This window comes from Allofournierella sp., assembly GCF_017889395.1.
GTDB lineage: Bacteria > Bacillota > Clostridia > Oscillospirales > Ruminococcaceae > Allofournierella.
The window spans coordinates 39643-62208 of the sequence record NZ_JAGHKE010000003.1 but is presented as its reverse complement, the minus strand read 5'-3'; the positions used below and the strand labels follow the sequence as shown (position 1 = coordinate 62208).

The 22566-nt window shown below is 57.8% G+C and carries 28 protein-coding genes; 15 read left to right on the top strand and 13 right to left on the bottom strand.

Translation table 11 applies throughout. The features are described 5' to 3' along the window. Position 1: 1 nt before the first annotated feature. Both J7G73_RS00895 and J7G73_RS00890 read left to right on the top strand, forming a co-directional pair. Positions 2–895: a radical SAM protein gene (locus J7G73_RS00895; protein ID WP_291244867.1), complete on the top strand. Its 894-nt coding sequence runs from the start codon at positions 2–4 to the stop codon at positions 893–895. A 1-nt stretch (position 896) separates the two neighbouring features. After that, positions 897–2795, top strand: coding sequence for a hypothetical protein (locus tag J7G73_RS00890; protein ID WP_291244866.1), 1899 nt, complete (start codon positions 897–899; stop codon positions 2793–2795). A 59-nt stretch (positions 2796–2854) separates the two neighbouring features. Here the strand turns inward: J7G73_RS00890 and J7G73_RS00885 are convergent, their stop codons facing one another. From J7G73_RS00885 to J7G73_RS00875, 3 genes are all read right to left on the bottom strand, one after another. Further along, positions 2855–3964, bottom strand: coding sequence for a class I SAM-dependent RNA methyltransferase (locus J7G73_RS00885; protein ID WP_291244865.1), 1110 nt, complete (start codon positions 3962–3964; stop codon positions 2855–2857). Between the two features lie 121 nt (positions 3965–4085). Next, a complete protein-coding gene (locus tag J7G73_RS00880) occupies positions 4086–4565 on the bottom strand; it encodes a DUF1648 domain-containing protein (protein WP_291244864.1) in 480 nt (159 codons plus the stop codon). A gap of 1 nt (position 4566) precedes the next feature. Further along, a complete protein-coding gene (locus tag J7G73_RS00875; protein ID WP_291244863.1) occupies positions 4567–5550 on the bottom strand; it encodes a Gfo/Idh/MocA family oxidoreductase in 984 nt (327 codons plus the stop codon). A gap of 152 nt (positions 5551–5702) precedes the next feature. Here J7G73_RS00875 and J7G73_RS00870 point away from each other — a divergent pair, with 152 nt between their 5' ends. Further along, on the top strand, positions 5703–6155 hold the full coding sequence (locus J7G73_RS00870) for a helix-turn-helix domain-containing protein (RefSeq protein ID WP_247643427.1): 453 nt from the start codon (positions 5703–5705) through the stop codon (positions 6153–6155). After that, a complete protein-coding gene (locus J7G73_RS00865) occupies positions 6142–7212 on the top strand; it encodes an FUSC family protein (protein ID WP_291244880.1) in 1071 nt (356 codons plus the stop codon). The genes J7G73_RS00870 and J7G73_RS00865 overlap by 14 nt, the downstream gene beginning before the upstream one ends. An 86-nt stretch (positions 7213–7298) precedes the next feature. On the opposite strand, the gene J7G73_RS00860 is transcribed toward J7G73_RS00865, so the two are convergent. Continuing rightward, entirely contained in the window at positions 7299–8741 is a 1443-nt protein-coding gene (locus tag J7G73_RS00860; RefSeq protein WP_291244862.1) for a hypothetical protein, read from the bottom strand. Positions 8742–8954: 213 nt separating this feature from the next. Continuing rightward, positions 8955–9839: a hypothetical protein gene (locus tag J7G73_RS00855; RefSeq protein ID WP_291244861.1), complete on the bottom strand. Its 885-nt coding sequence runs from the start codon at positions 9837–9839 to the stop codon at positions 8955–8957. A gap of 196 nt (positions 9840–10035) precedes the next feature. On the opposite strand from J7G73_RS00855, the gene J7G73_RS00850 reads away from it, so the two are divergent. The 10 genes from J7G73_RS00850 to J7G73_RS00805 all read left to right on the top strand — a co-directional run bounded on the left by J7G73_RS00850 (position 10036) and on the right by J7G73_RS00805 (position 15996). Further along, entirely contained in the window at positions 10036–10380 is a 345-nt protein-coding gene (locus J7G73_RS00850) for a sigma-70 family RNA polymerase sigma factor (RefSeq protein WP_291244860.1), read from the top strand. A gap of 108 nt (positions 10381–10488) precedes the next feature. Then, positions 10489–11139 carry a hypothetical protein gene (locus J7G73_RS00845; RefSeq protein WP_291244859.1) on the top strand — a complete coding sequence of 217 codons (651 nt, stop codon included), beginning with the start codon at positions 10489–10491 and terminating at the stop codon, positions 11137–11139. Between the two features lie 173 nt (positions 11140–11312). Continuing rightward, on the top strand, positions 11313–11705 hold the full coding sequence (locus J7G73_RS00840; RefSeq protein WP_291244858.1) for a rhodanese-like domain-containing protein: 393 nt from the start codon (positions 11313–11315) through the stop codon (positions 11703–11705). Between the two features lie 149 nt (positions 11706–11854). After that, on the top strand, positions 11855–12427 hold the full coding sequence (locus tag J7G73_RS00835) for an SGNH/GDSL hydrolase family protein (RefSeq protein WP_291244857.1): 573 nt from the start codon (positions 11855–11857) through the stop codon (positions 12425–12427). Beyond that, positions 12424–12834, top strand: coding sequence for a peptide deformylase (locus tag J7G73_RS00830; protein WP_291244856.1), 411 nt, complete (start codon positions 12424–12426; stop codon positions 12832–12834). The genes J7G73_RS00835 and J7G73_RS00830 overlap by 4 nt, the downstream gene beginning before the upstream one ends. Positions 12835–12846: 12 nt before the next feature. After that, positions 12847–13569, top strand: a complete 723-nt coding sequence (locus J7G73_RS00825; RefSeq protein ID WP_291244855.1) for an SDR family oxidoreductase — start codon at positions 12847–12849, stop codon at positions 13567–13569. Then, positions 13566–14033, top strand: coding sequence for a flavodoxin domain-containing protein (locus tag J7G73_RS00820; protein ID WP_291244854.1), 468 nt, complete (start codon positions 13566–13568; stop codon positions 14031–14033). Before J7G73_RS00825 ends, J7G73_RS00820 begins: the two co-directional genes overlap by 4 nt. Beyond that, positions 14030–14488 (top strand): metallophosphoesterase family protein, encoded by a 459-nt coding sequence (locus tag J7G73_RS00815; protein WP_291244853.1) that lies wholly within the window; start codon positions 14030–14032, stop codon positions 14486–14488. The genes J7G73_RS00820 and J7G73_RS00815 overlap by 4 nt, the downstream gene beginning before the upstream one ends. Beyond that, positions 14488–15000: a hypothetical protein gene (locus tag J7G73_RS00810; RefSeq protein WP_291244852.1), complete on the top strand. Its 513-nt coding sequence runs from the start codon at positions 14488–14490 to the stop codon at positions 14998–15000. Before J7G73_RS00815 ends, J7G73_RS00810 begins: the two co-directional genes overlap by 1 nt. A gap of 147 nt (positions 15001–15147) precedes the next feature. Continuing rightward, positions 15148–15996, top strand: a complete 849-nt coding sequence (locus tag J7G73_RS00805) for a hypothetical protein (RefSeq protein WP_291244851.1) — start codon at positions 15148–15150, stop codon at positions 15994–15996. A gap of 107 nt (positions 15997–16103) precedes the next feature. Here J7G73_RS00805 and J7G73_RS00800 read toward each other — a convergent pair whose 3' ends face one another. The 7 genes from J7G73_RS00800 to J7G73_RS00770 form a co-directional block, all read right to left on the bottom strand. Beyond that, complete coding sequence (locus J7G73_RS00800) at positions 16104–16580, bottom strand: hypothetical protein (protein WP_291244850.1); 477 nt, start codon at positions 16578–16580, stop codon at positions 16104–16106. A 47-nt stretch (positions 16581–16627) separates the two neighbouring features. Further along, positions 16628–17281: a hypothetical protein gene (locus J7G73_RS00795; protein ID WP_291244849.1), complete on the bottom strand. Its 654-nt coding sequence runs from the start codon at positions 17279–17281 to the stop codon at positions 16628–16630. 88 nt (positions 17282–17369) lie between these two features. Then, positions 17370–18032 (bottom strand): CatB-related O-acetyltransferase, encoded by a 663-nt coding sequence (locus J7G73_RS00790; RefSeq protein WP_291244848.1) that lies wholly within the window; start codon positions 18030–18032, stop codon positions 17370–17372. A 114-nt stretch (positions 18033–18146) separates the two neighbouring features. Then, positions 18147–18497: a DUF2200 domain-containing protein gene (locus J7G73_RS00785; RefSeq protein ID WP_087294520.1), complete on the bottom strand. Its 351-nt coding sequence runs from the start codon at positions 18495–18497 to the stop codon at positions 18147–18149. Between the two features lie 22 nt (positions 18498–18519). Then, positions 18520–19497, bottom strand: coding sequence for an O-acetyl-ADP-ribose deacetylase (locus J7G73_RS00780; RefSeq protein ID WP_291244847.1), 978 nt, complete (start codon positions 19495–19497; stop codon positions 18520–18522). A gap of 22 nt (positions 19498–19519) precedes the next feature. Further along, complete coding sequence (locus J7G73_RS00775) at positions 19520–20077, bottom strand: AAA family ATPase (protein WP_291244846.1); 558 nt, start codon at positions 20075–20077, stop codon at positions 19520–19522. A gap of 59 nt (positions 20078–20136) precedes the next feature. Further along, positions 20137–20280, bottom strand: a complete 144-nt coding sequence (locus J7G73_RS00770) for a hypothetical protein (protein ID WP_291244845.1) — start codon at positions 20278–20280, stop codon at positions 20137–20139. Positions 20281–20530: 250 nt separating this feature from the next. Between J7G73_RS00770 and J7G73_RS00765 the strand changes: the two genes are divergently transcribed. Continuing rightward, a complete protein-coding gene (locus J7G73_RS00765) occupies positions 20531–21064 on the top strand; it encodes a hypothetical protein (RefSeq protein ID WP_291244844.1) in 534 nt (177 codons plus the stop codon). A 126-nt stretch (positions 21065–21190) separates the two neighbouring features. On the opposite strand, the gene J7G73_RS00760 is transcribed toward J7G73_RS00765, so the two are convergent. Then, positions 21191–21949 (bottom strand): SDR family NAD(P)-dependent oxidoreductase, encoded by a 759-nt coding sequence (locus J7G73_RS00760; protein ID WP_291244843.1) that lies wholly within the window; start codon positions 21947–21949, stop codon positions 21191–21193. Between the last annotated feature and the right edge of the window lie 617 nt (positions 21950–22566).

Genomic DNA, 22566 nt, shown 5'->3' with positions numbered 1-22566 from the left:
CTTGCGGATTCCCACATCCTGTACCCTTTGCCCCCGGAGCTGTGGCGCGGATCGGACCCGGCGCGCCGGTGTGTGCGGTGCGGCCGGTCAGCTGATGGTGGCCCGGGCGGCGCTGCACCACTGGGAGGAGCCCTGCATCAGCGGCAGCAAAGGCAGCGGCACGGTGTTCTTTTCCGGCTGCAGCCTGAAGTGCTGCTACTGTCAGAATTATAAGATCAGCCAGGAAGGGCTGGGCAAGGCCATCGACACCGGGCGCCTGACCGAGATTTTTCTAGAGTTGCAGCAAAAGGGCGCGCACAATATCAATCTGGTCACTGCCACCCAGTGGCTGCCCTGGGTACTGGAGGCCTTGGAGCAGGCAAAAGCCCGGGGGCTTTCCATTCCCATCGTGTACAACACCGGCGGCTACGAGACGCTGGAGACCGTACAGCTGCTGGACGGCATTGTGGACGTGTGGCTGGCGGATGTGAAATATGTTTCGCCGGAGCTTTCGGCCCGGTATTCCGCCGCACCGGATTATTTTGAAGTGTGCAGCCGGGCGATTTGTCAGATGATCCGCCAGACCGGCACGCCCCAATTTGATGAGGAAGGGCTGCTGCAAAAGGGCGTGATTTTGCGGCATCTGGCCCTGCCCGGTGCACTGGCAGATTCAAAGGCCGTGCTGGACTTCATGGCCAGTCTGCCTGCCGGCAGCTTTCTGCCCAGCCTGATGAGCCAGTATACCCCTTTCCATAAGGCGGCACAGATGAAGCCGCTGGACCGGCGCATCTCCACCTGGGAATACCGCCAGATGGTCAACCACGCCATCGACCTGGGGCTCACCGAGGGCTACATGCAGCAAAAGAGCAGCGCCAAGGAGGAGTACACCCCACCTTTTGATCTGGAGGGCGTTTGATATGGGAATTCTGTTCAGTATCGCTTATATGGCCGTATTTCTGGCCGCAGGTTTTTCACTGACACGGTGGCTTTTGCCCACATCCGGTGCCGAAGAAAAGCTGGTGTTTACCGCTACCTTCGGGCTGGTGCTGCTGATCGCGCTGCCCGCGCTCTTTGCACTGGCTCTGGGCTTCACTCTGCCCGCCGCCCTGCTGGCTCTGGTTGCCGCTGGTGCATTGGCAGTGGCCGGCCTCTGGCCCCGGCACGCTTCATCGGATAAGGTACTCCCCCCGGATGGCTCTGTCCGGACCATTGTTCCCGCCTTCTGGGCCTGTGTGGTGCCGCTTTTTCTGCTTTCTGTCTGGCTGCTGCACACCCATACCCTCTATTATAAGGATGGCGGCTACTGGTGCGGGCAAAGCACCTACGGCGATCTGCCCATGCACCTTTCCTTCATCAAGAGCATTGCCGAGCAGGGCCTGTTTCCGCCGGAATTTCCCATGCTGGCGGGCCAGACCCTTTACGGCTATCCGTTTTTGTGCGAGAGCGTTTCCAGCGTGTTTCTTCTGCTGGGCGCTCCCCTGAAATTCGCCTGCCTCCTGCCTCAGGTGGTGGCACTGGCAGCGGTGTTCGGCGGCGGCTGGCTGCTGGCCAAAAACCTGCTGCAGAGCAGCGTCAAAGCCAGCCTTGCCTATGTGCTGTTTTTCCTGGGCAGCGGCTTCGGCTTCGCTTATTTTCTGGAGGGCGGCGTGGAGAACTTCACCCGCATCTTCACCGCCTATTATGAAACCCCCACCAACTATGTGGAAGAGAACATCCGCTGGGTGAACCCCATCGCGGACCTGCTTATTCCTCAGCGGGCCACCCTATTCGGCTGGGCGCTGCTCTTTCCATGTCTGGCCCTGCTGGCACGCTTTGCCCTGAACGAGGAACGCCGCCTCTGGCCCGCTCTGGTGCTGCTGGCCGCCTCCATGCCTCTGGTGCAGACCCACTCGGCATTGGCGCTGGTGCTCATCTGCGGGGTGCTCTTTGTACGGGCACTGGCGTTGTACCGGACGGATTTGCACGCTCTGCGTCCCTGGCTGCTGTTTGCCGGAGCGACGGGTGTGATCTGGCTGCCGCTGATGCTCACCCAGATTCTGCCCCACACCCAGGAGGGCTCGGGCTTTCTGCGCTGGCACTTCAACTGGTCCAACGAGGGGGACAATTACTTCTGGTTCTACATCAAGAACATCGGCCTGGTCTATATTCTGCTGCTGCCTGCCTTCCTGTGGGCGGGCAAAAAGCTGCGCTGGGTCTATGGCGGCGGACTGCTGATTCTGCTGCTCAGCGAGTTTGTGGAGTTCCAGCCCAACAACTACGACAACAACAAGCTTTTGTTCATCTGGCATCTGCTGGGCTGCATCCTGGTGGCAAATCTGATCGTGGACCTTCTGAAAAAGGTAGACAAGAAAAGCGTGCAGGCCGTGCTTGCCGTCATGCTGGTGTTCACCGGCACCTTCGGCAGTCTCCTCACCCTGGGTCGGGAGGCAGTAAGCCAGTACCAGCACTTTGATGCAAACGCCATTGCCGCTGCGGAATATGCAGAGGAAAACACCGACCCCATGGGCCGCTTTCTGTGCGGCACCCAGCTGCTGAACCCGGTGCTCAGCCTGGCCGGACGGCCCATTCTGTGCGCCTCCGGCACCTGGCTGTATTACCACGGCATGGATTACTCCGTCCAGGAAGCGGCGGTGCGCCAGCTGCTGGAAGCCCCCAGCGAGGAAGGGCTTGCCCAATGGGGCATAGACTATGTGATGGTGGGCCCCTCCGAGCGGGCGGACTACGCGGTGGACGAGAGCTGGTTCGCCGCCCACTGCACCCTGCTCTATGACCAGGGCGGCTATAGCATCTATCAGGTCACCCAAACCGCCGAATAATGCCATAAACAAAAAACGGAATCTCCTGTTTGGAGATTCCGTTTTTGTTTGCTGCAAAATCAATAATACATGTACACCTGGCAGGGGATCATGCCGTTGTACAGCTTGCGGCGGCGGCTGGCCTTTTTGCCAAGGTGCTTTTCCAGGTCCGCGTCCGCTGTGATGATGTAGGCGCCGGCCACCGGATGTTCCTCCAGCGCCTTGCCCAGCACACCGGCCAGCCTGGCGGCGGTGGCCAGATCGCCCAGGCGCTCGCCGTAGGGCGGGTTGGTCAGCACGATCATCTCCGGCCGGGGGGCGAAGTCCTTCACATCGGCCAGCTCAAAATGGCACCGGTCGCCCACACCCGCCAGCTTGGCGTTCTGGGTAGCCAGAGCCACCGCAGCGGGGTCGATGTCGTAGCCGAAGCCCTCGAAGGCTGCATCCCGCCGAATCTCAGACAGAGCCTTTTCCCGCTGCCGGGCCCAGATCTCGGGCGGGCAGAAGGTGTAGTGTTCGGCGGCAAAACGGCGGCGCAGGCCGGGAGCAATGTTCATGGCCTTCTGGGCGGCCTCGATCACCATGGTGCCGCTGCCGCAGAAGGGGTCGGCCACGATGGAATCCCGCCGTACACGGCCCAGGTCCGCGATGGCGGCGGCCAGGGTCTCCTTGATGGGTGCGCCGGTTGCGTTGCGCCGGTAGCCGCGCTTGTGCAGGCCGTCGCCGGAGGTATCCAGCATTACCTCCACCACGTTCTTTCGGATGGAGAAACGAATCTTGTGCAGGGCACCGGTCTCGGGCAGCATCAGGGTCTTGTGGCCCTTTTTCAGCCGCTCCACCACCGCCTTTTTCACAATGCTCTGGCAGGCGGGCACGCTGGACAGGGTGCTGGACAGGCTGGAGCCCTTCACCGGGAACTGGGCGTCCGCCGGGATCAGCTCCTCCCAGGGGATGCTGGTCACACCGTCGAACAGCTCGTCGAAGGTGGTGGCGGTGTAGGTCTTCAGCAGCACCAGCACCCGCTCGGCGCAGCGCAGGTTCAGGTTCGCGGCGGCAATGATGTCCGCCGGGCCGGAAAAGGCAATGCGTCCGTCGGTCACCTTCACGTCCTCGGCGCCCAGGCGGCGCACCTCAAAGGCGGCGGTGCTTTCGGTACCGAAGTAGCAGGGGGCAATCAGATCAAATTTCATAATAAGGCAAACTCCTTTTGGATGCGGCCTGTTGCGGTTGGGTTTCACAGGCCGGTGTGAATGGTCGCAGGGTCTATCATATCATGGGGCAGCGGACGGCGCAAGGCTTTTTCTTCCCAGATCATTTCTTCCGGTAAAGCTGAACCAGGCAGATCACAATGGGCCCAAACACCAGCAGCATGACCAGCGGCATGAACCAGCCCCCCAGCGGCTGGGAGCGGGCCGAGCAGACCGGCATCCAGGCGAAGATGGCTGCAATCACGAGCCGGATGGTCACCAGCAGATTTTTCAGAATGCGGTAAACCCGCACCCTGTTTTCTTCGGTCACCGTCACGCCGGTGTTCCAGATCATGGGAACCTGCTCGATGCCCCACATCATCAAACACATCACCACGCCGATCACCAGCAGAACCACGCAGCTGCTCTTGTCTCCCCAGGCGTCCGGCTGGCCGCTGAAGCCATAGTGAGTGGGAATCTCCCGGGGGATTGCCTGCCAGTTGGCCCACAGGTAAAACCCGGATGCCGCCAGAAATCCCACACTCATCCAGTCCGCAAGCCGATCATACCAGGTTTTGGGGATCTTCCATTTGGCATCCTTCATCTCACAGCTCCTCTCCGGGGTAGTGCACGCCCCATTCCCGGCGCAGGGCGGTCATGATGTTCATCACATCCCGGCTCCAGCCCAGCTGCATGGCCGACGCGTCGCCGGTACGCACCGCCTGCTCCATGGCAGCCACCTCATATTCCAGCGCCCGGCCGGTTTCCCCCGCCTGAACCTCAGTTACCGCTCCGGTGGCCGCATCCACCACCCGGGCCGACTGGGCGCGGGGATAATCGTCAATTTCGATGTAAGCCCGCTCACAGCCGATCACCGCCCGCTTGGGCAGCTTGGAGCGCAGGCTCATGGTCACGGTGGCCATCTGGTTTTCCGGGTTTTGCAGCAGAATGGCTGCCTGCTCGTCCACCCCGGTGAGGGCAAGCTTCACCCGGCTGATTACCTGATCGGGCACGCTGGTCAGAAAACTCCGGGCACAGCTGAGGGCATACACACCGATATCCAGCAGCGCACCGCCCGCCAGCTCCGGATTGAAGAAGCGGTTGGTCATGTCATAGTCCTTGAAGCTGCCGAAGTTCAGCTGAATCAGCTGGACTTTTCCCCATTCCCCCGCCGCCAGGCGCTGCCGGAGCATCTGATACAGGGGCATGTGCCAGATGGTCATGGCCTCGGCCAGCACCAGACCCTTCTGCCCGGCCAGCACCACGCACCGTTCCAGCTCCTCGCTGTTCAGGGTGATGGCCTTCTCGCACAGCACATGCTTGCCCGCGGCCAGCGCCTGCTCGATCAGTTCCGCATGGGTATTGTGGGGCGTGGCCAGATAGACGATGTCCACCTCCGGATCTGCGAAAGCCTGCTGCGGGCTTTCGTACAGCCTTTCGGCCCCGCAGCGCTGGGCCAGGGCCTGCGCCTTTTCCCGGGTGCGGCCTGCCACACCATAGGGGCAGCGGCCCATGGCAGTGAACGCCGAGGCCATCTCGCCGGCAATGCCGCCTGCCCCCACAATCACCCAGTTAAATGTTCTTTCCATCCGTCATCGCCCCTTTTTCTGGTTCTGGCGCCATTATACCACGCCGCCAACCGCTCGGCTAGAGCCAAAGAATATTTTCCACACCCCGTTCTTGACAGGAAAATCCCGCAGACATATAATTAACACCGTTAACTATACACAGGAGGACCCCAATGCAAATCGAATGGACTGATATGGCGCGCTATCAGCAGCAGCTGCAAAAAATTGTGCGTACGCTGCTGCCGGTGCGCAGCACTACACTGACCGCCAGCGAATGCGAGCTGCTGGCAAGGCTGTATCTGCAGCCGCAGCAGAACACGCCGCTCCTGCTCAGTCAGGGCAGCGGCATGAAAAAGGAAGCAGTGAGCCGCTGCCTGAAAGCGCTGTATGAAAAAGGCTGCATCCGCAAAGAGCGGCAGCCCGATGATGAACGCAGCTACCGGCTGTTCATTACCGAGACCGGGCTTGCGGAGCTGAAAAAAGGCTACGAGAGCATTCTCCAGCCCTTTTATGATCTGTGGCGCAGCGCCGGAGAGGATTTTGAAGCATTTATACAGTGCACCGACCGACTGGCGGCGCAGATCGAGGAAAGGAGGGAAACAAACAGTGGACATGAAATTTTATGACGCGTTGCAGCTGGACCCGGCGATTCTGAAGCGAAAGATCGCCGCCTGCTCCACCCGGCGGGAAAAGGCCTGGTACTGGACGGCCATGGCGGTGCGCTCGGTGCTGATCGTGGCCTTTGCGATTCTGTTCATCAGCGCACTGTCCGGCCTGTTCGGTTCGGACAATACGCCCATGGCGGTGGCGCTGTTCTGCATCATGCTGGGCATCCGTTTTGTGAACTTTGAATACTGCATCGGCGACTCGCTGGTCACACTGGCACTGGCGCTTGCCATTCTGGTGGCAGCTCCCTGCGCGGCGGCGGTGATTCCCGCGCCACTTTTGATTCCCATGCACGCTGTGGCTTTTTTTGCCCTGCTGTATATCACAACCCAGCGACCGGAGCTGGGCAACGGCGGGCTTTACAGCTTCGCCTATGTTTATCTGACCGGCAATCCGGTGGTATGTGAGGCTTTGGTTCGCCGGGCGCTGCTGGCCCTGGTGGGGTATCTGATCTGCGGCGCAATCCTGTTTGCCAAGCACCGGCACCAGCACAAAACGGTTCGCTTTCATCATGTGGTCCGTCGGTTCGACCTTGCCAACATCGTACATCTCTGGCAGCTGCGCATGGCGTTGGGCGTTGCGCTGGTGCTCACCGCCGGGCAGGTGTTCGGGGTGGAACGCTTCATGTGGATGGGCTTTGCCTGCGCCTCACTGCTTTCGGAATATCCCTATTCCGGCAACGCCGCACCCCGCTTTTTCCAGCGTATCGTGGGCGCGTTGGCAGGTTCGCTGGCATTTTTCGTTCTTTACTCCATCACGCCTGCCGGCCTGCACTCTCTGCTGGGCCCTCTGGGCGGGCTGTGTCTGGGCTTCTGTACCGACTACCGGTACAAGACTGCCATGAACTGCTTCGGCGCTCTGATGCTGGGCGCAGGCATTTATGGCATTCACGGTGCAGTGGTCCTGCGTATCGTGGACACGGTGCTGGGCGTGGCCTTCGGGCTGCTGTTTGCCGCTGTGTTCCACCGTCTGGTGGCGGTGCGCTTCCTGCCCCGCCCGGAAGGTGCAGAGGGATAACAGCTGTCGATCTTCATCTCAAAAGAGGCCTGCCGGAAGGAACAATCCTTCCGGCAGACCTCTTTGCTTTCATACTCGCCCGCGGTTTAACCGATGTAAGACACTCCACCCGGCACCTTTTGACACCGATACACATACCAATGACCGGTACCGTCCAGAGACCGCTCCATGGTGTATACCAGGTCGTAATCCGGTACGAGGCCCAGTGTATCCTTGTAATACCGCCGGATCACTGTGCCTGTTCCCGCGGCAAGGTCACCTCCCAGATTCCGGCAATTGGCTCCAATATCCGAAGTCAAGCCTCCCATTTCCATCAGACTAAACCGGCCATCCTGCTCATAACAGCAGCGGAGAAGAGTTTCCCTAGCCGCCTGGTACTCCGGCGCGTTCAGGTAATCCCGTGCTGCCTGATTGAATTGCTCCTCCGTGAACAGTCCATCCGTTCCGATCAGGCCATCCTGATGCATTCGGGCCACCACATAGGGTACTTCTCCGCCCTCCTGCCACCAATCCCTGTCGCAAGGCAAAGCGCAGGCCCAGCCCCGGAAGGTATTCACCACAGCCATCAGCTCTTCGTTCAGCCTGGCGTTTTCCTCTTCCTTGCCGAAGCTCTGGTCCCGTCCCAGCCCGAATGCCGCATTTTCGCCATCCGGGTACATTCGGCGAATGGTGCCGTTCACCTTTCCGGTTCCATTGTCGGAAAAATCCAGCAGATACCAGTTTCTCCCCTGGCGCAGCGGGGTATTGCCCGGCTGCGTCACATCCAGCATCAGATAAACCTTCTGCTCCGGGCCGACCTCCACTTCAAAGCCTTCTACCTTCAGACCTGAGAGATCCGCCAGAGGATATTCCTCCCCTGGCACTTCCACCGGTGGCTCGAACAAACCGGAAAAGCACCAGTCGACCCAACGCTGGCTACCCCATACCAGGCCATCCCCCAGCATCCAGGCATAGCGCAGTTGGGAGGCCAGTTCCGGGTCCTGCTGTGCCTGCTGCTCCAGCTCCTCGGGCAATGCTACAAAGGAATTATCTCCTTTTTCATCGGTCTTCCAGCCGTCCAGCACCCAGCGGCCTTCCTCCCTTCGCAGTGTAAGCGGCCAGTTCTCTGTCGGCTCGCCATCATCGCCGCACAGCTCTGCCTGCAGGCTGATGCTGTCCTCCGTGCGACCTATCACCATGAAGTTTCCGGTGTATCGGAACACATTCTGATAATCAAAGCCAAAGTCCCCATTTGCATACAGCACCCCATTCTGCTCGTACAAAGAATACGGTACATCCGGATGAAAAATGGTTTCCATCTTTTTGTCCACATAATTCCGGCTGAAGATTTTCAGCAGAGCATTCTCCACCTGAGCCCTGCTCTCCATATCCGGCAGCCGATACAGGGTGACCGGCTCACCCAGGCGTTCCACCGTAATGCTGTCGGAATAATCCAGCTGCTGAGCCGTCGGATCAGATGCCCAGTTCTCCCAGCGCTGACCCGTTTCCACCAGCTCACTGGTCAGGCGGACGATCTCCTCGTCGGTCATTTCTGTGCCTGAAAGGGCAGCGTTTTCTGCTGTTTCCGCCCCGCTCGAAGCCTGGCTTTCCGAACCAGACGCGCTTTGCATGCTTTGCGCCGGGCTTCCTTCCTGGTGAGTGCATCCAGCCAGGCTTATCGCCAGCATCACCGTGCATCCCACAGCACCGACCTTTTTCCAATAGCCGCTCTGTCCTTGCCTCATCCTGTAGCGCCTCCCTCTTCAACAAGTTTGCCCCTGCTCCAGCCGAGTCTTTCTGCGTTCAAACTCCTGCTCCATAAAATACCACTGCTGCTCATCCGCATGGATACAGTCGTTGTACTCCCGGGAATCGTATTTCGCAAACACCGCGGCGGGCACCCGCTGGCGCAGGCAGTCCAGCGCGGCCTGCAGCTCCTTCGGCTGGCGCAGATCAGTCGATCTGCACTGCCGGCGGTCATCCAGAATCCACAGCTGCAGAATGCGGGTGGTGGTGACCCGGTTGCCGCTGCGCCTTGTTCTGATTTCATCCCGCCAGAACACGCCCCGGATGCGCGGGATATACGATACCTCATCCCCCAAGATCCACTCACGGCCCACTGCCAGCTTTCCGAACCACCGGCCATTTTGGCGGACATCCTCATCCACCATGGCAAACAGTTCCTTCACCGGCGGAGCTTCCTCCGGGTAGGGCAGCTGGTCCCGTATGGACCGGGCCAGCCGGCTTTTTTCCGGGCAGAAGGCATCCCGCAGACCGATATAGGTCAGATATCCGGCCACCAGCACTCCGCCCACCGCAAGCAGACTGGCAGCCGCCAGTTTGATATATTCCATATAGTCCCAGCCGGTTTTGTCCACTTCCCGGGAAAGGGTCAGATAGGCTGCCCCTGCCGCAGCCAGCAGCAGAGCGCCCGCCGCCCATACCAGCAGAATCAACTGCCCTCGGGTGCGCTGCAGGCAATAGCCTTCAGCCGGGCCGTTCAGCTGCTGCTTTTTGTTCCACCGGATCAGCAGCAAAATCACCGGGATGGAAAATACCCGCAGCAAAATTACCAGCAGAACATAGACCACCAGATTCCAGGGCCATTTGAGATACAACCGCTTCTTCTCTTTTGTTTCCGGCCGCACAAAAGCCCTCCTCACATATCCGGTCCGCGCTTGGCGTACCTTACCTTTTTCTTATTATAGCACTGCCGCCGATTTTCCGCAGTCAGGAGTTTCCGGGTAAAGCGCCTTCTGGTTTTGCTCTGCCCGCAGAGCGCATAGGTTATAGCAGGCAATATCCGCCGAATTTCCATACACATTCAAAAAAGGAGGCTTTTTTATGCTTGAGGTATTCCTGCAATTTCTGGCCAGTCAGGTGCTGTATCTGGCGCTTCATCTGGAAAGCGGCAGCTTTCCCCGCCCGCTGACCCCACGCCAGGAGGTGGAGTCCTTCGCGGCCCTGCGCCGGGGTGACCTGGAAGCGCGGGACACCATCATTCAGCACAACCTGCGCCTGGTGGCCCATATCGTAAAAAAATACTGTGCCCTGCCCGGCGATGCAGAGGATCTGATCAGCATCGGCACCATCGGCCTGATCAAAGCGGTCAACAGCTTCGACAGCACCAAGCAGGTGCGCTTTTCCACCTATGCGTCCCGTTGTATTGAAAATGCAATCCTCACATAAGCGCATTTTCAATACAGCCGCTATCCGCTCGCTGCTTGTTCCCTTTGCCTGAATGCGCTACAATATAAGCAAAAATTGCTGCCTGTCCGGGCCGGGAAGGAGTTTTTGATGGATAAGCACTCTCTGCTGGCATACCTGAAAACAAAACCAGAACTTATACCGCTGGCGATTCAGGCGGGAGGGAATCGGGAGCTTTTGGAATCGTTTTTCTCCATCGTCCAAACCGAGCACAGCCCGGTACGCTACAGCTGCACAAAAGCCATCCGTATATTGAGTGAGCAGCAGCCCAGAATCGTCTATTCTTATTTTGATGAGATTGCAAGCTGGCTGCACGATGCTAACAGCTTTGTCAAATGGGATGGCATTCTGATCCTGGCTAATCTGGCGGCGGTGGACACAGAAAATCACTTTTCCCGCTTGTATGAAGAATATTTTGCTCTGCTTCGTTGCCCGCAGATGATCACCGCAGCCAATGTGGCGGGGAACGCCTGGAAAATTGTACAAGCCAGACCGGAGTGGGAACCGGACATAACCAAACGACTGCTGGAAGTGCCGCACATGGTTTATCTGCACCATGGCGAGCCATCTCCCGAGTGCACTCGCGTGCTGTGTGGTCATGTTCTGGACTGCTTCGATCACTATTTTGATGAATCCAACCACCAGGCTGACATGCTGCGGTTCGCACAAAGCCTGCTGGACTGCCCTCGAAAGGCGGTGGCTAGGCGCGCTGCCCGCTTTCTACACCAGTACGGCCACTAGCCTCTCCGAGGGGCACATTGTGCTGAATGAACAGGCCAGACTTGATCCGCATTTCTCTTCTGTGATCTCATCTCATTCAAGCGTTGACAGCTTCGCTATTCAAACGGTATGATAGGGGCACAAAACAGTTTTTACACCGGAACGCCGCGGCGTTCCCCAAAAGAGGTATCCGCATGAAACGTATTTTTTCCGCACTGCTCTGCCTGCTCTCTCCCATTCTGCTGCTCACCGGCTGCGGCGGAGCGGCAGCCAGCGGCTCCTACCAGCAAATCAGCCAGGAAAAGGCAAAAGAAATGATGGACACCGAAGAGGTCATTATCCTGGACGTGCGGGAGCAGAGCGAATACGACGGCGGCCATATTCCCGGCGCAGTCCTGCTGCCTGTGGGCACCATCGATGAGGACACCGCCGCAGCGGTCATTCCGGAAAAGGATTCCACTGTGCTGGTCTACTGCCGCAGCGGCAACCGCAGCAAAACCGCCTCCGCCGCCCTGGCGGAGCTGGGCTACACCGGCATTTACGAATTCGGCGGCATCAACACCTGGCCCTACGAGACCGAGCAGTAACCTTTTGAAAACCTTCGCAAAACGCCCGGCAGGATCATGATGATCCTGCCGGGCGTTTTTATCGGACACAGCGTTTCTCCGCAGGGCTTGTTCCCGCCCGCGCAACCATATATAATACAAGTGATACAAACCGGGTAAGGAGCGGTACTATGCGCATTTTGATGCTGGGCAACAGCCTGACCTTTGCAAACGATATGCCCCGGATGCTGGCACAGCTGACCGGCGCGCAGGTGGTGCACCACACCCGAGGCGGGGCAAGGCTTTCGGAGCAGCTGAACCCCAAAACCCGTCTGGGCACGCAGACCCAGACAGCGCTGAGCCGGGAGCACTGGGACTATGTGATCCTGCAGGAGATGAGCCACGGGCCGTTTTCCTCCCCTGAGCGCTTTTTCGCCAGTGTAAGGCAGCTGTGCGCACAGATCCGGGCAGCCGGGGCCGTGCCCGTTCTCTATGCCACCTGGGCCTACCAGAAAGACAGTATCAAACTGGCAGATAAGGACTGGAACTACGATGAAATGGCCCATAGTCTGGCCGAAGCCTACCGCACTGCCGCCCGGGAAAACCGCGCCCTCCTTGCCGAGGTGGGGCTGCGGTTTTACCAGCTGGCCGACCCCCAAAACCTATACGCCGCCGACGGTGTGCATCCCAGTGAAGCGGGCTCCCGCCTCGCTGCCGAGACCATCGCGTCGGTGATTCAAGCCCATAAGGAGACACAAATATGATTCGAGACATCTGCAAGGACGAAGCATTCCTGGCCCAAAAGGCCGAGCTTGCCACCCCCGAGGACATTTCCGTTGCGCTGGACCTGCTGGAGACGCTGGAGCACCACCAGGACGGCTGCGTGGGCATGGCAGCCAACATGATCGGCGTGAACAAGCGCATCATCGCCTTTGAGGCCGAGGGCGGCTACACCGTGATGTTCAACCCGGAGATCATCAAAAAATCCGGCCCCTACGATACCGAGGAGGGATGCCTTTCCCTCACTGGCACCCGCCCCACCAAGCGCTGGCAGTCCATCAAGGTGTGCTGGCAGAACGAGAAATTCCAGGAGCGGCTGAAGACCTTCACCGGCTGGACGGCCCAGATCATCCAGCACGAAATTGACCACTGCGAAGGCATCATCATTTAAGGAGGGGTTCCCATGCCGGAATTTGAAAACAAGGTGGTGGTGATCACCGGCGGAGCCAAGGGCATCGGCAAGGCCATTGCCCAGGAATTCCGCAAGGCTGGCGCTCTGGTGTGCATCATTGACCTGCTGGAGAACGATTACTTTGTGGGCGATATTGCCGACCAGACCGTGCTGGAACGCTTTGCCCAAAAGGTCATTGCCGACCACGGCCATGTGGACTATCTCATCAACAATGCCCTGCCCCTGATGAAGGGCATCGACGAATGCAGCTACGAGGAGTTCAATTACGCATTGCGGGTGGGTGTTGCCGCCCCCTTTTATCTGTCCAAGCTGTTCGCCCCCCATTTTGCGCCCGGGGCGGCCATCGTGAACATCTCCTCTTCCCGGGACCGGATGAGCCAGCCCCAGACCGAGAGCTACACCGCGGCCAAGGGCGGCATTTCGGCTCTGACCCACGCGCTGGCGGTGAGTCTGGCGGGCCGGGTGCGGGTGAACTCCATCTCCCCCGGCTGGATCGACACGGATTACACGGTATACCAGGGCCCGGACGCATACCAGCAGCCCGCCGGGCGGGTGGGCAACCCGCTGGACATTGCCAACATGGTGCTGTTCCTCTGCTCGGACAAGGCGGGCTTTATCACCGGCGAGAACATCTGCATCGACGGCGGCATGACCCGCCAGATGATCTACCACAACGACTTCGGCTGGACCCTGCAAGGAGGGAACAATCCATGAAAACCGCCGTTTGCTACTACTCCCGCCACCATGGCAACACCCTGAAGGTGCTGCAGGCCATGGCCGATACGGGTGAGATCAACCTGATCGACGTGACCAAACAGAAGACCGCCAGCCTTGCGGACTACGGCTGCGTGGGCTTTGCCTCCGGCATCTACGGCTTTGAATTCCAGAAGGCTGTGGTGGAGTTTGCCCGCCGCCAGCTGCCCCAGGGCAAGCCGGTGTTCTTCGTTTACACCTACGGCGGTGCAAAGGGCACCGGTGCGAAAGCAATGGCCGAGATCGCTGCCCAAAAAAACTGCCCGGTGCTGGGAGAATTCAGCTGCAAGGGTTTCGATACCTTCGGCCCCTTCAAGCTGGTGGGCGGCATCGCCAAGGGCCACCCGGATGAACAGGACCTTTCCAACGCCCGCCGGTTTTATCGGGATGTGCAAAACAAACTGGAAAACGAGGTTCAAACATGAAGCTTGCCATTCTTTCCGACACTCACCGCCTGCTGCGTCCGGAGGTGCTGGAGCAGCTGAAAACCGCCGACGCGATCCTGCATGGCGGCGACATCAACAAACAGAGCATCGTGGACCAGCTGCGGCAGTACGCACCGCTGTATGTGGTACGTGGAAACAACGATAAGGAATGGGCGGGAGAAATCCCCCACGACCTGACTGTCACCTTGGGCGGCGTGACCTTCTATCTGGTCCACAACAAAAAGGAGCTGCCCGCAGACCTTTCCGGCGCGGATGTTGTTTTGTTCGGCCACTCCCACAAATACGTGCAGGAGGAAAAGAACGGCATTCTCTGGCTCAATCCCGGCTCCTGCGGGCCCCGGCGCTTTCATCAGGAGATCACCATGATGATGGCAGAGGTCTCGGAGGGAAGCATTCAGGTGGAAAAAATCCTGATTCCCCACGAAGTACAGTGATGGAACTGGGACTGACCTTTCCGCTGCAGCGGTTTTTGAAAATGAAAACGCCGGGCTACGGCATCCAGCCGGACCGGCGTTTTTGCTGGGATCTGCACTGCATCGACCTGCGGGGGCACAAATGCCTGCTGGCGGTCCACTGCCACACCCGCTACACTTTTGTATACTACGACGTTGCGCCTTTCCAGTGGGCGAACCTGCCTGGTCTGTTCCGCCAGGGACTGACCGAAAGCCTTACCGCCGCCGGGTTTGACCCGGTACAGATAGAAGACTATCTGCGCCGGGCGGATACCATCTCCCTCACCCGCACCCACGGCCGCCGGGAGGTTGCCTTTCTCAACCGGGCTTGGGAGGACGTGCTGGCGCTGGACCTGTGCCTGGACACTGCCGGCCTGACCCAGCCCCTGCTGGACCATGCGGTGAACACCCGCCCCAGCCGCTGCGCTGGCTTCGAGGGTCTTGGCACCGGGCTGGAACGAATGCAAAACACATTGCACACAGGCGGATATTAATTTGCGGCCCGCCTGTGCATGCTTCGCGAAAATTACAAAGCTCATTATGAGAGCAGGCAGCTTGACGGAGGTGACAAGCACAGCAAGGCTGCCTGCCGGAACGAACTGCAAATCAAGGCAGTCAAATAAAAAAGAGGAGAGTCAATCATGAAAGAAACCTTACAAAAGAAAAGCCTGCACATCATAATCCCTGTACTGATTGCGGTATTGTCCTTTTTTGTGCTGTCCGGTTTTGCCTCGTCCGCCGATTTCCACAAGGGCACCCTCACCGCATTGGAGGAAAAGCAGACCACTGTGCTGGAGCTGTCCGCTGCTTCGGCAACCGCCTCGGCGGCGATCACACTGATTCCCGGCGATGTGGCCACCCCGATTGCCGACAAACTTGCGGACCTGAGTTCGCATTTTCTGCTGGTCCTGTGCGCCATTTTCCTGGAAAAATATCTGCTGACCATCACCGGCTCCATCACCTTCTCGCTGCTGATTCCTCTGGCCTGCTTGCTTTATGTGGCTTATATCCTGTTCGACTGGGACAGCCTTCGCCTGTTGGCGTCGAAGCTTGTTATCTTCGGGCTGCTGATCTTCCTTCTGATTCCTGCCAGCGTCAAGCTTTCCAACATGATTGAGAGCACCTATCAGGCATCCATCGAGGCGACCATTGAATCCGCCACTGCAACCGCCGAAGAAATCGAAAGCAGCACGGACACCACCAGCGAATCCGAAGAGGGCTTTTGGTCCGGCCTGGTTTCCTCGGTGACCGAGGGCGTTTCCAATGCAGTTTCCGGCATCACCGACAAGGCCGGTGAGATGGTCAACCGCTTTATCGAGGCTCTGGCCGTTATGCTGGTAACCTGCTGCGTCATCCCGATTCTGGTATTGATGGCCTTTGTCTGGTTTGCAAAAATCCTGCTGGCTGTGGATCTGCCGGTAAATTACGGTCAGCTGCATCAGGGGCTTCGAAATACCATTTCCCCCAAAAAGCCCAAAGAGTTGCCCTGATTCGGTTCCAAGCTTTCCTTCGTATCGGACTGGAAACGCAGGTGCGGATCTGTTAGCCACCTGTAAAAAGAGCCGGAGCTTCTGCCCTTTCTGAAGCTCCGGCTCTTTTATTCTTTCAGCGAAAGGAACGCCCGCAGCTGTTCCGCCGCATGTTTCATTGCCTGCACAACGACTTCCCCATCCGTCAGATCGGCTTCGACCGGAAGCCGCACCAGATAATCCGTGCGGGCCGGGTTCTCGCTTTGTTTCATGGGTGGCGGGCAGTGGCTCAACCGAGCAGCCCAGCGACTCTGAGCGGCCCGGTTCACACCGGACAGCCACACCTCCAGCTGAAAACGCTCGGGAACAAACACCGACACCATCTTGAGGCCCTGCTCCTTCAGCAGCGGATCGGTAAAAGAGAAATAGGCGTAGTCCATGCCGTTTTCACTGACGCTGCCCTGAAACCGGTATTCCGGCAGCTGTTGCTCCAGTGCGGTGCGCAGATAACGGAACATGCGCAGCCATTCCTGATAGGCCTTCCGCAAATTTGTGGTCTGCAAAAGGGTGCGGTAGGTTTCCAGAAGCGTTTGATCGAACTGCATGGAAGCTCCTCCTCTGCGGCAGTTTTATCTTTATTATAGCACACGCCTTACCGGCGGACATCCCGTTTTCGGAAGTCTGCCTCGATGGCGTCCTTCCAGTGCTCATCCAGCGGCGCGCTGCAACGGACTGCCGACACCGCCTGAGCCAGAACCTGATAATTCAGGCGGGTACCCTCACTGTCGCAGTGATAATTCACCGCCCGGTCTGCGTCAATGCCCAGATGACCCGCTGTTTCCACCGCGTCGATGTTGGCTCCCAGAAAGAGGAACTCCCAGCCATACTTCTTTTTCTGCCGCCGGATCATCTGGCGCACCTGACGGGCGGAATAGCGGTGGCTGGCATTTTCCATGCCGTCGGTGGTGATGACAAAAAGGGTATGCTCCGGCACATCCTCCGGCCGGGCGTATTTGTGGATATTGCCGATGTGGCGGATAGCTCCGCCCACCGCGTCCAGCAAGGCGGTGCAGCCCCGCACATAGTATTCCCGGTCGGTGATGGGTTTGACCCGTTCCGCCCGCACCCGGTCATGGAGCACCTCAACCTGGTCATCAAACAATACGGTGGAGACCAGCGCCTCGCCGGGCTCCTTCTTCTGCTTGTTCAGCATGGAGTTGAAGCCGCCGATGGTATCTGCCTCCAGCCCCTGCATGGAGCCGCTGCGGTCCAGGATAAACACCAGCTCGGTCAAATTCTTTTTCATAAACAAATCCCCCTATACTGTATTGTTTGGTTGCAAACACAGTATAGGGGGATCTCGCATTTTTTCGGTCGCCTGATGGGCGACAAGTTTATTCTTTGCTTGTGAGTCTTGCCTTTATTTGCTGCTTTACCTTTTCCAGATCCGGATCACAGAGCATCGGCAGTGCCTTCACCAGTGCCTCCGGAGCAAGTTCCCACCAACGGAATTGCAGCAGCAGGCTTGTCAGCTCCTCATCAAATCGCTGCTTGATGAAACGGGCCGGGTTGCCTCCAAACACCGTATAAGGCGGAATATCTCCCGTTACTATGGAACAGGCGGCCACGATTGCACCGTCACCGATCTTCACTCCCGGCATGATGACACATTCCCGCCCGATCCATACATCATTGCCGATCACGGTATCGCCCTTGCGGTGGAGCTGCTCCATATGGGGCGGAGTATTTTCCTGCCATACTCCGCCAAACACATGGAACGGATAGGTGGTCACGCTGCTGATCCGATGATTGGCGAGCCCCATGATAAACCTGGTCCCGGAAGCAATGGCACAGAGTTTACCGATGATTAGATGGTCGCCAAACTCCGGGTAATTGAACAGTACATTGTTCTTTTCAAAGCCGGTGGAATCCTTGGCATCATCGTAGTAGGTATAATCCCCGATGATGATATTGGGGGCCTTGACCACATTTTTAATAAAGCAAGAGGTTTTGTATTCATTGGGAAAGACCTGATTGGGGTCTGGAATATAGCTCATGGTTTTCATCCTTTCTTTTTGTTCACATCACATCCTTTCCGCTGCATCCTCGAACGGCAACCGCCCGTTTTTTCGAATTTCTTTCATTGCTGCACGCTCCTGTATGTACGATGATTATTTCCGCAGAATCTTCTCCATCGGCTTGCCCTTTGCCAGCTCGTCCACCAGCTTGTCCAGATAACGGATCTGTCGCATCATAGGATCTTCGATCTCCTCCACCCGCACGCCGCAGATCTTGCCGGTGATGAGGGTGCAGTTGGGGTTGATGGCCGGCGCTGCACGGAAAAATTCGCCGTAGCTGATTCCGCTCTGCTCCATGGCGGCAAGCTGCTCCGGGGGATAGCCGGTGAGCCAGCCGGTCACCTGGTCCACCTCCTGGCGGGTGCGGCCCTTCTTTTCGGCCTTGGCTACCAGCAGCGGATACAGCTTTGCAAAGGGCATTTCGGTCACATCCATACGGGGCATAACGATTCTCCTTTCCCGGGCTTTAGCCGCCCAGAAGGCTCTGGTCAAAGGCGAACAGGGCCTCGTTGATCTCGAAAATATTGTAGTTCTGGTGGGCGATGAAATACTCCACGATGATATCGAACTTGCTGGCGTGGGAAAAGGCAAAGCCCGCCTTTTCCAGCAGCTGGCGCGCCTGGTCCAGCGGCAGCTCCAGCGCGATGGCAAAGGCCATGGCCGTGGGCTTGGAGGGCTTATAGTGCACATCCGAGCGAATCTTGGAAAACAGCTTGCGGTCGATATTGGCCTTTTTGTAGCACTGGGCATCGGTCATGCCCTTTTCGTCGATCTTGCGCAGCAGCATCTGGGAAAAGCTCTCGTCCAGCCGCTCCACCGCCTGGTTCAGCCCCTCGGGCACACCCGGCGCCGCTGCCTGCGCACAGGCGAAGGCCATGGCGCGGCGGTACTCCTCTTCCCGGCTTTCGGTGTGCTGCTCCACATAGCAGTCGTCGATGTATGCGGCGATGTCCGCAAAGAGCCTGCTACCGATGGTGTAGGCCGCCCGGTCAAAGATGACCAGGTAGACTGTCATATCATGGGCCAGCAGAAAGTCGCCGATGGTATCCACCGCCACCTTGAGGGCCTGGTCTTTTGGGTAGCCATATACCCCGGAGGAGATGAGCGGGAAGGCCACCGTGCGGCAATCCTGTTCCAGCGCCAGCTCCAGGGAGGATCGGTAAGCGCACACCAGCAGCTCCCGTTCTCCATGACCGCCGCCCCGCCAAACAGGGCCCACGGTATGGATCACAAAGCGGGCGGGCAGCCGGTAACCCTTTGTGAGCTTGGCGCAGCCGGTCTTGCAGCCGCCCAGAGTGCAGCACTCCGCCAGCAGCTCCGGCCCAGCCGCCCGGTGGATGGCCCCATCCACTCCCTCGCCGCCCAGAAGGCTCTCGTTGGCGGCGTTGACGATGGCATCCACCTTCATGGTGGTGATGTCATTTCGAACAATGTGCAGCGGCATGCAGCCACCTCCTTGTGTCGAATCAAATCTCTATAAGATAGTTCGTTTCAATCAGGGTGTAAGGAACACTGTGTTTTCGGCACATTTCCAGCGTATAGGCATTGTCCCGCAGAAGGGTTTCCAGGGTGCAGTCGGAATCATCCAGCCGCTGCTCCGCCACGTTGGCATAGGCCTTGATATCCCCATAATGAGCGCGGATGTACTTCTCGCTCATCACCAGGCAGCGATAACGAATTTGCGTCAGGTATTCCGGCGCAAATTCCTCCGCCCAGTCGAAGGGAATATAGCAGCCCTCCACGATCAGGTCCTGCCCGTTTTCAATGGCAGTCTTCACCATCTCCCGCACCACCGGCCACAGATAGCCGGTCAATTCCGCATCGCTGCTGGTGGGAGTAAGTGAAGTATAGCCGCTGCGAATCAGTCCCATTTTCAGATGATCGATGGACAGGCAGTTTGCCTTATACCGTTCCACAAGCCTCCGAGCCAGCGCGGTCTTGCCCGTGTGCGACGCCCCCGCAATCAGAAACACCATGTGTTTCCCCTCCTCTGCGTGTCGACTTTTATTTAATAGCCCTATCATAGCACGAGCGGCCCCCGCCTGACAATCAGCGGGGGCCGCATTGCAGAGCCTGTTTGGTTTTATACCGGCAGCCACAGCTCGCATCGGTAGGGCGTTCCGTTGCAGAATACTGCCTTGCCTCCATGGGCGGCGGCGATCTGGGCCACCAGCCGCAGGCCGGTGCCGTGGGCAGCTCCTCCATCCGACTCCAGCGAATGGACCACAGGCTGTGGTATCTCGGCCACCGGGACACAGTGTCCGAGTGAGTTCCCGGCAACACCGCCCGATTGCTGAAAGCAAAATGATTGACAAAACGCTCCCTGATGTAAGAAAATGAATTCATCAGGGAGCATTTTTGTTTGAAATTTCCTGATGGCCGACACCTATGCAGGCTAGCGAATCGATGAATGTCACACCACAATGTTCGGCTGAGCTGCCGAACACACACTGCACAAGCGAGGAGAGGGGGCCAATATGCGTTTTCCTGCTGCTTTCCGATGGTTCCCGTTTTCCAGACCCGCCGTGCTCTGGCTGGTTTTGCTTCTTGCTGCCGCATGTCTCATACTTTTGACTCGGTACATTATTGGTCTGGTTTCTTTGCTGAAAAAGATACCCAAACGGGCCGTACTGGAGAAAAAACGGACATATCTTTCCCCTCTGCCCGTTCCCCAGTTGTGGGAACAGCTGGCACAGAAAACAAGCAGCGATCTGTTCCGCTCTTATGAATTCATCGACTGGGGGGACGAATTCAGCAAAAGTATTTTCCTGGACATTGAAAGCTTTTCCCCCTGCCGGTCGCTGTACACCCCATGGGCGTTTGTTCCCGTGAAAAACCTGAACTGGTTTATTGACTGCTCCCCGGATGAAACCTCCCGGCAGACTCTGGTGGAATTGACCTGGAACGGCTCGCCGCTCCTGTTTGCTCTGTTCGGCCGCTTTTTTATTCACTATACCGATCAGTTTCTGGCACAAAAAATCAAGGCCGCAGCAAAGCCGCCACAGCGTTAATCCCACTTCTTTCCCTTCTGAATCCATTTCCCTTGTAAAAGACAAGCCCCTCTGAAAAAACAGAGAGGCTTGTTTTCTCTTTTTCGTTCCGGGTTTGATTCAGACCATTCAGGGTTATCTTTTTTGTTACACGCTGGTCCAACCGCCATCGATACAAATAGTCTGACCGGTGGTGTAGGCGCTAGCCTCACTGGCGAACAGCAGCAGCTGACCGCACAGCTCCGAGATTTCGCCGGGCCGCCCAATGGGGCAGCGGCCCTTCAGTTCCTCCAGCGCGTCTTCGGTGATCTGCATCATCTCGGTGGGGAATTCACCGGGGCCAATGGCATTCACAGTGATGTTGTACTGTGCCCACTCCTGCGCCAGAGCCCGGGTGAAGTTGGGCACCGCACCCTTGGTGGTGTTGTAGGCCAGAATCGGGTGATGGAGTGCGGCAATCCGGCCATACATGGAAGCCGTGTTGATGATGCGGCCATACCGCTGCGGAATCATATATTTTGCGCATTCCCGGGCCATCAGGAAATAACCCGTTAAACTCACATCCACCACCCGCTGCCACTTTTCCAGCGAAAGCTCCACGGTGGGGCAATAGGCGATCATACCGGCGTTGTTCACCAGGATATCCACCCTGCCAAAGGTATCCACCACCTGCTTCACACCTGCCACAACCTGCTCTTCCACAGACACATCGCACTGCACCGGCAAAAATTTACCGCCCATATCCTCGATCTCTTTCTTGAGCTGCTCCAGACGCTCAACCCGCCGGGCAAACCCGGCTACGCAGGCTCCGTTCTCTGCAAATGCCTTGCAGTATTCATACCCCAGACCTGAGGATGCGCCAGTAACAATGGCCACACGTCCGGTCAGATCCATATAGTTTTTCATTGTGCTGTTCCTCCTTTTTCCGATTCCGTCGGGTGATTGTCAATCACCATTTCACCCCTTATAATGATAGAAGATGATGGATTCTGCAACCAACAATCCATCCGCCCTCGTTGTTTACACAGCAGCTTCGCCGCATGTGTTGTCTATTTTTTATTGAGGAATCATTTTATGCTGAAAAATCCCGTTGATGTTCGGGCCAGGCGCACAGAAACCCAGCTGCAAACTACGCTGCTCTTCCTTCTGGAACGCAAACCCCTGCACAAAATCACGGTGGCAGAACTATGCCGCCTCTGCCCCTGCAATCGGGCCACCTTTTACGATCATTATCAGGACATTTATTCTCTGGCAGATGCACTGGAGGATAGCGTGGTGGAACAACTCCGCTGCCTGATGGAGCAGATAAAAACTGTCTCGCCGGACTCTGGTGCGGTCAGTGAGCTGTTTTTCCAGTTTTTGCAGAAATACAAGCATTCTCTGCGCATTTTGCTGCGCGGCGAGACCTCTCCCGTCTTTCTGCAAAAGCTGGATCATACCATCTTCCCCTTTTTCGAAACCATGGTACGTCAGAACTATCTGGTCCCACCAGAATACCGCGCTGAACAGCTGCAGGCCATTCT

Excerpts from the sequence above, each read along its gene's own strand:
- J7G73_RS00890 (WP_291244866.1), top strand. The coding sequence starts at position 897 with ATGGGAATTCTGTTCAGTATCGCTTATATGGCCGTATTTCTGGCCGCA.
- J7G73_RS00885 (WP_291244865.1), bottom strand. The coding sequence starts at position 3,964 with ATGAAATTTGATCTGATTGCCCCCTGCTACTTCGGTACCGAAAGCACC.
- J7G73_RS00880 (WP_291244864.1), bottom strand. The coding sequence starts at position 4,565 with ATGAAGGATGCCAAATGGAAGATCCCCAAAACCTGGTATGATCGGCTT.
- J7G73_RS00875 (WP_291244863.1), bottom strand. The coding sequence starts at position 5,550 with ATGGAAAGAACATTTAACTGGGTGATTGTGGGGGCAGGCGGCATTGCC.
- J7G73_RS00870 (WP_247643427.1), top strand. The coding sequence starts at position 5,703 with ATGCAAATCGAATGGACTGATATGGCGCGCTATCAGCAGCAGCTGCAA.
- J7G73_RS00865 (WP_291244880.1), top strand. The coding sequence starts at position 6,142 with ATGAAATTTTATGACGCGTTGCAGCTGGACCCGGCGATTCTGAAGCGA.
- J7G73_RS00860 (WP_291244862.1), bottom strand. The coding sequence starts at position 8,741 with ATGACCGACGAGGAGATCGTCCGCCTGACCAGTGAGCTGGTGGAAACG.
- J7G73_RS00850 (WP_291244860.1), top strand. The coding sequence starts at position 10,036 with ATGCTTGAGGTATTCCTGCAATTTCTGGCCAGTCAGGTGCTGTATCTG.
- J7G73_RS00845 (WP_291244859.1), top strand. The coding sequence starts at position 10,489 with ATGGATAAGCACTCTCTGCTGGCATACCTGAAAACAAAACCAGAACTT.
- J7G73_RS00840 (WP_291244858.1), top strand. The coding sequence starts at position 11,313 with ATGAAACGTATTTTTTCCGCACTGCTCTGCCTGCTCTCTCCCATTCTG.
- J7G73_RS00835 (WP_291244857.1), top strand. The coding sequence starts at position 11,855 with ATGCGCATTTTGATGCTGGGCAACAGCCTGACCTTTGCAAACGATATG.
- J7G73_RS00830 (WP_291244856.1), top strand. The coding sequence starts at position 12,424 with ATGATTCGAGACATCTGCAAGGACGAAGCATTCCTGGCCCAAAAGGCC.
- J7G73_RS00825 (WP_291244855.1), top strand. The coding sequence starts at position 12,847 with ATGCCGGAATTTGAAAACAAGGTGGTGGTGATCACCGGCGGAGCCAAG.
- J7G73_RS00820 (WP_291244854.1), top strand. The coding sequence starts at position 13,566 with ATGAAAACCGCCGTTTGCTACTACTCCCGCCACCATGGCAACACCCTG.
- J7G73_RS00815 (WP_291244853.1), top strand. The coding sequence starts at position 14,030 with ATGAAGCTTGCCATTCTTTCCGACACTCACCGCCTGCTGCGTCCGGAG.
- J7G73_RS00810 (WP_291244852.1), top strand. The coding sequence starts at position 14,488 with ATGGAACTGGGACTGACCTTTCCGCTGCAGCGGTTTTTGAAAATGAAA.
- J7G73_RS00805 (WP_291244851.1), top strand. The coding sequence starts at position 15,148 with ATGAAAGAAACCTTACAAAAGAAAAGCCTGCACATCATAATCCCTGTA.
- J7G73_RS00800 (WP_291244850.1), bottom strand. The coding sequence starts at position 16,580 with ATGCAGTTCGATCAAACGCTTCTGGAAACCTACCGCACCCTTTTGCAG.
- J7G73_RS00795 (WP_291244849.1), bottom strand. The coding sequence starts at position 17,281 with ATGAAAAAGAATTTGACCGAGCTGGTGTTTATCCTGGACCGCAGCGGC.
- J7G73_RS00790 (WP_291244848.1), bottom strand. The coding sequence starts at position 18,032 with ATGAGCTATATTCCAGACCCCAATCAGGTCTTTCCCAATGAATACAAA.
- J7G73_RS00785 (WP_087294520.1), bottom strand. The coding sequence starts at position 18,497 with ATGCCCCGTATGGATGTGACCGAAATGCCCTTTGCAAAGCTGTATCCG.
- J7G73_RS00780 (WP_291244847.1), bottom strand. The coding sequence starts at position 19,497 with ATGCCGCTGCACATTGTTCGAAATGACATCACCACCATGAAGGTGGAT.
- J7G73_RS00775 (WP_291244846.1), bottom strand. The coding sequence starts at position 20,077 with ATGATAGGGCTATTAAATAAAAGTCGACACGCAGAGGAGGGGAAACAC.
- J7G73_RS00765 (WP_291244844.1), top strand. The coding sequence starts at position 20,531 with ATGCGTTTTCCTGCTGCTTTCCGATGGTTCCCGTTTTCCAGACCCGCC.
- J7G73_RS00760 (WP_291244843.1), bottom strand. The coding sequence starts at position 21,949 with ATGAAAAACTATATGGATCTGACCGGACGTGTGGCCATTGTTACTGGC.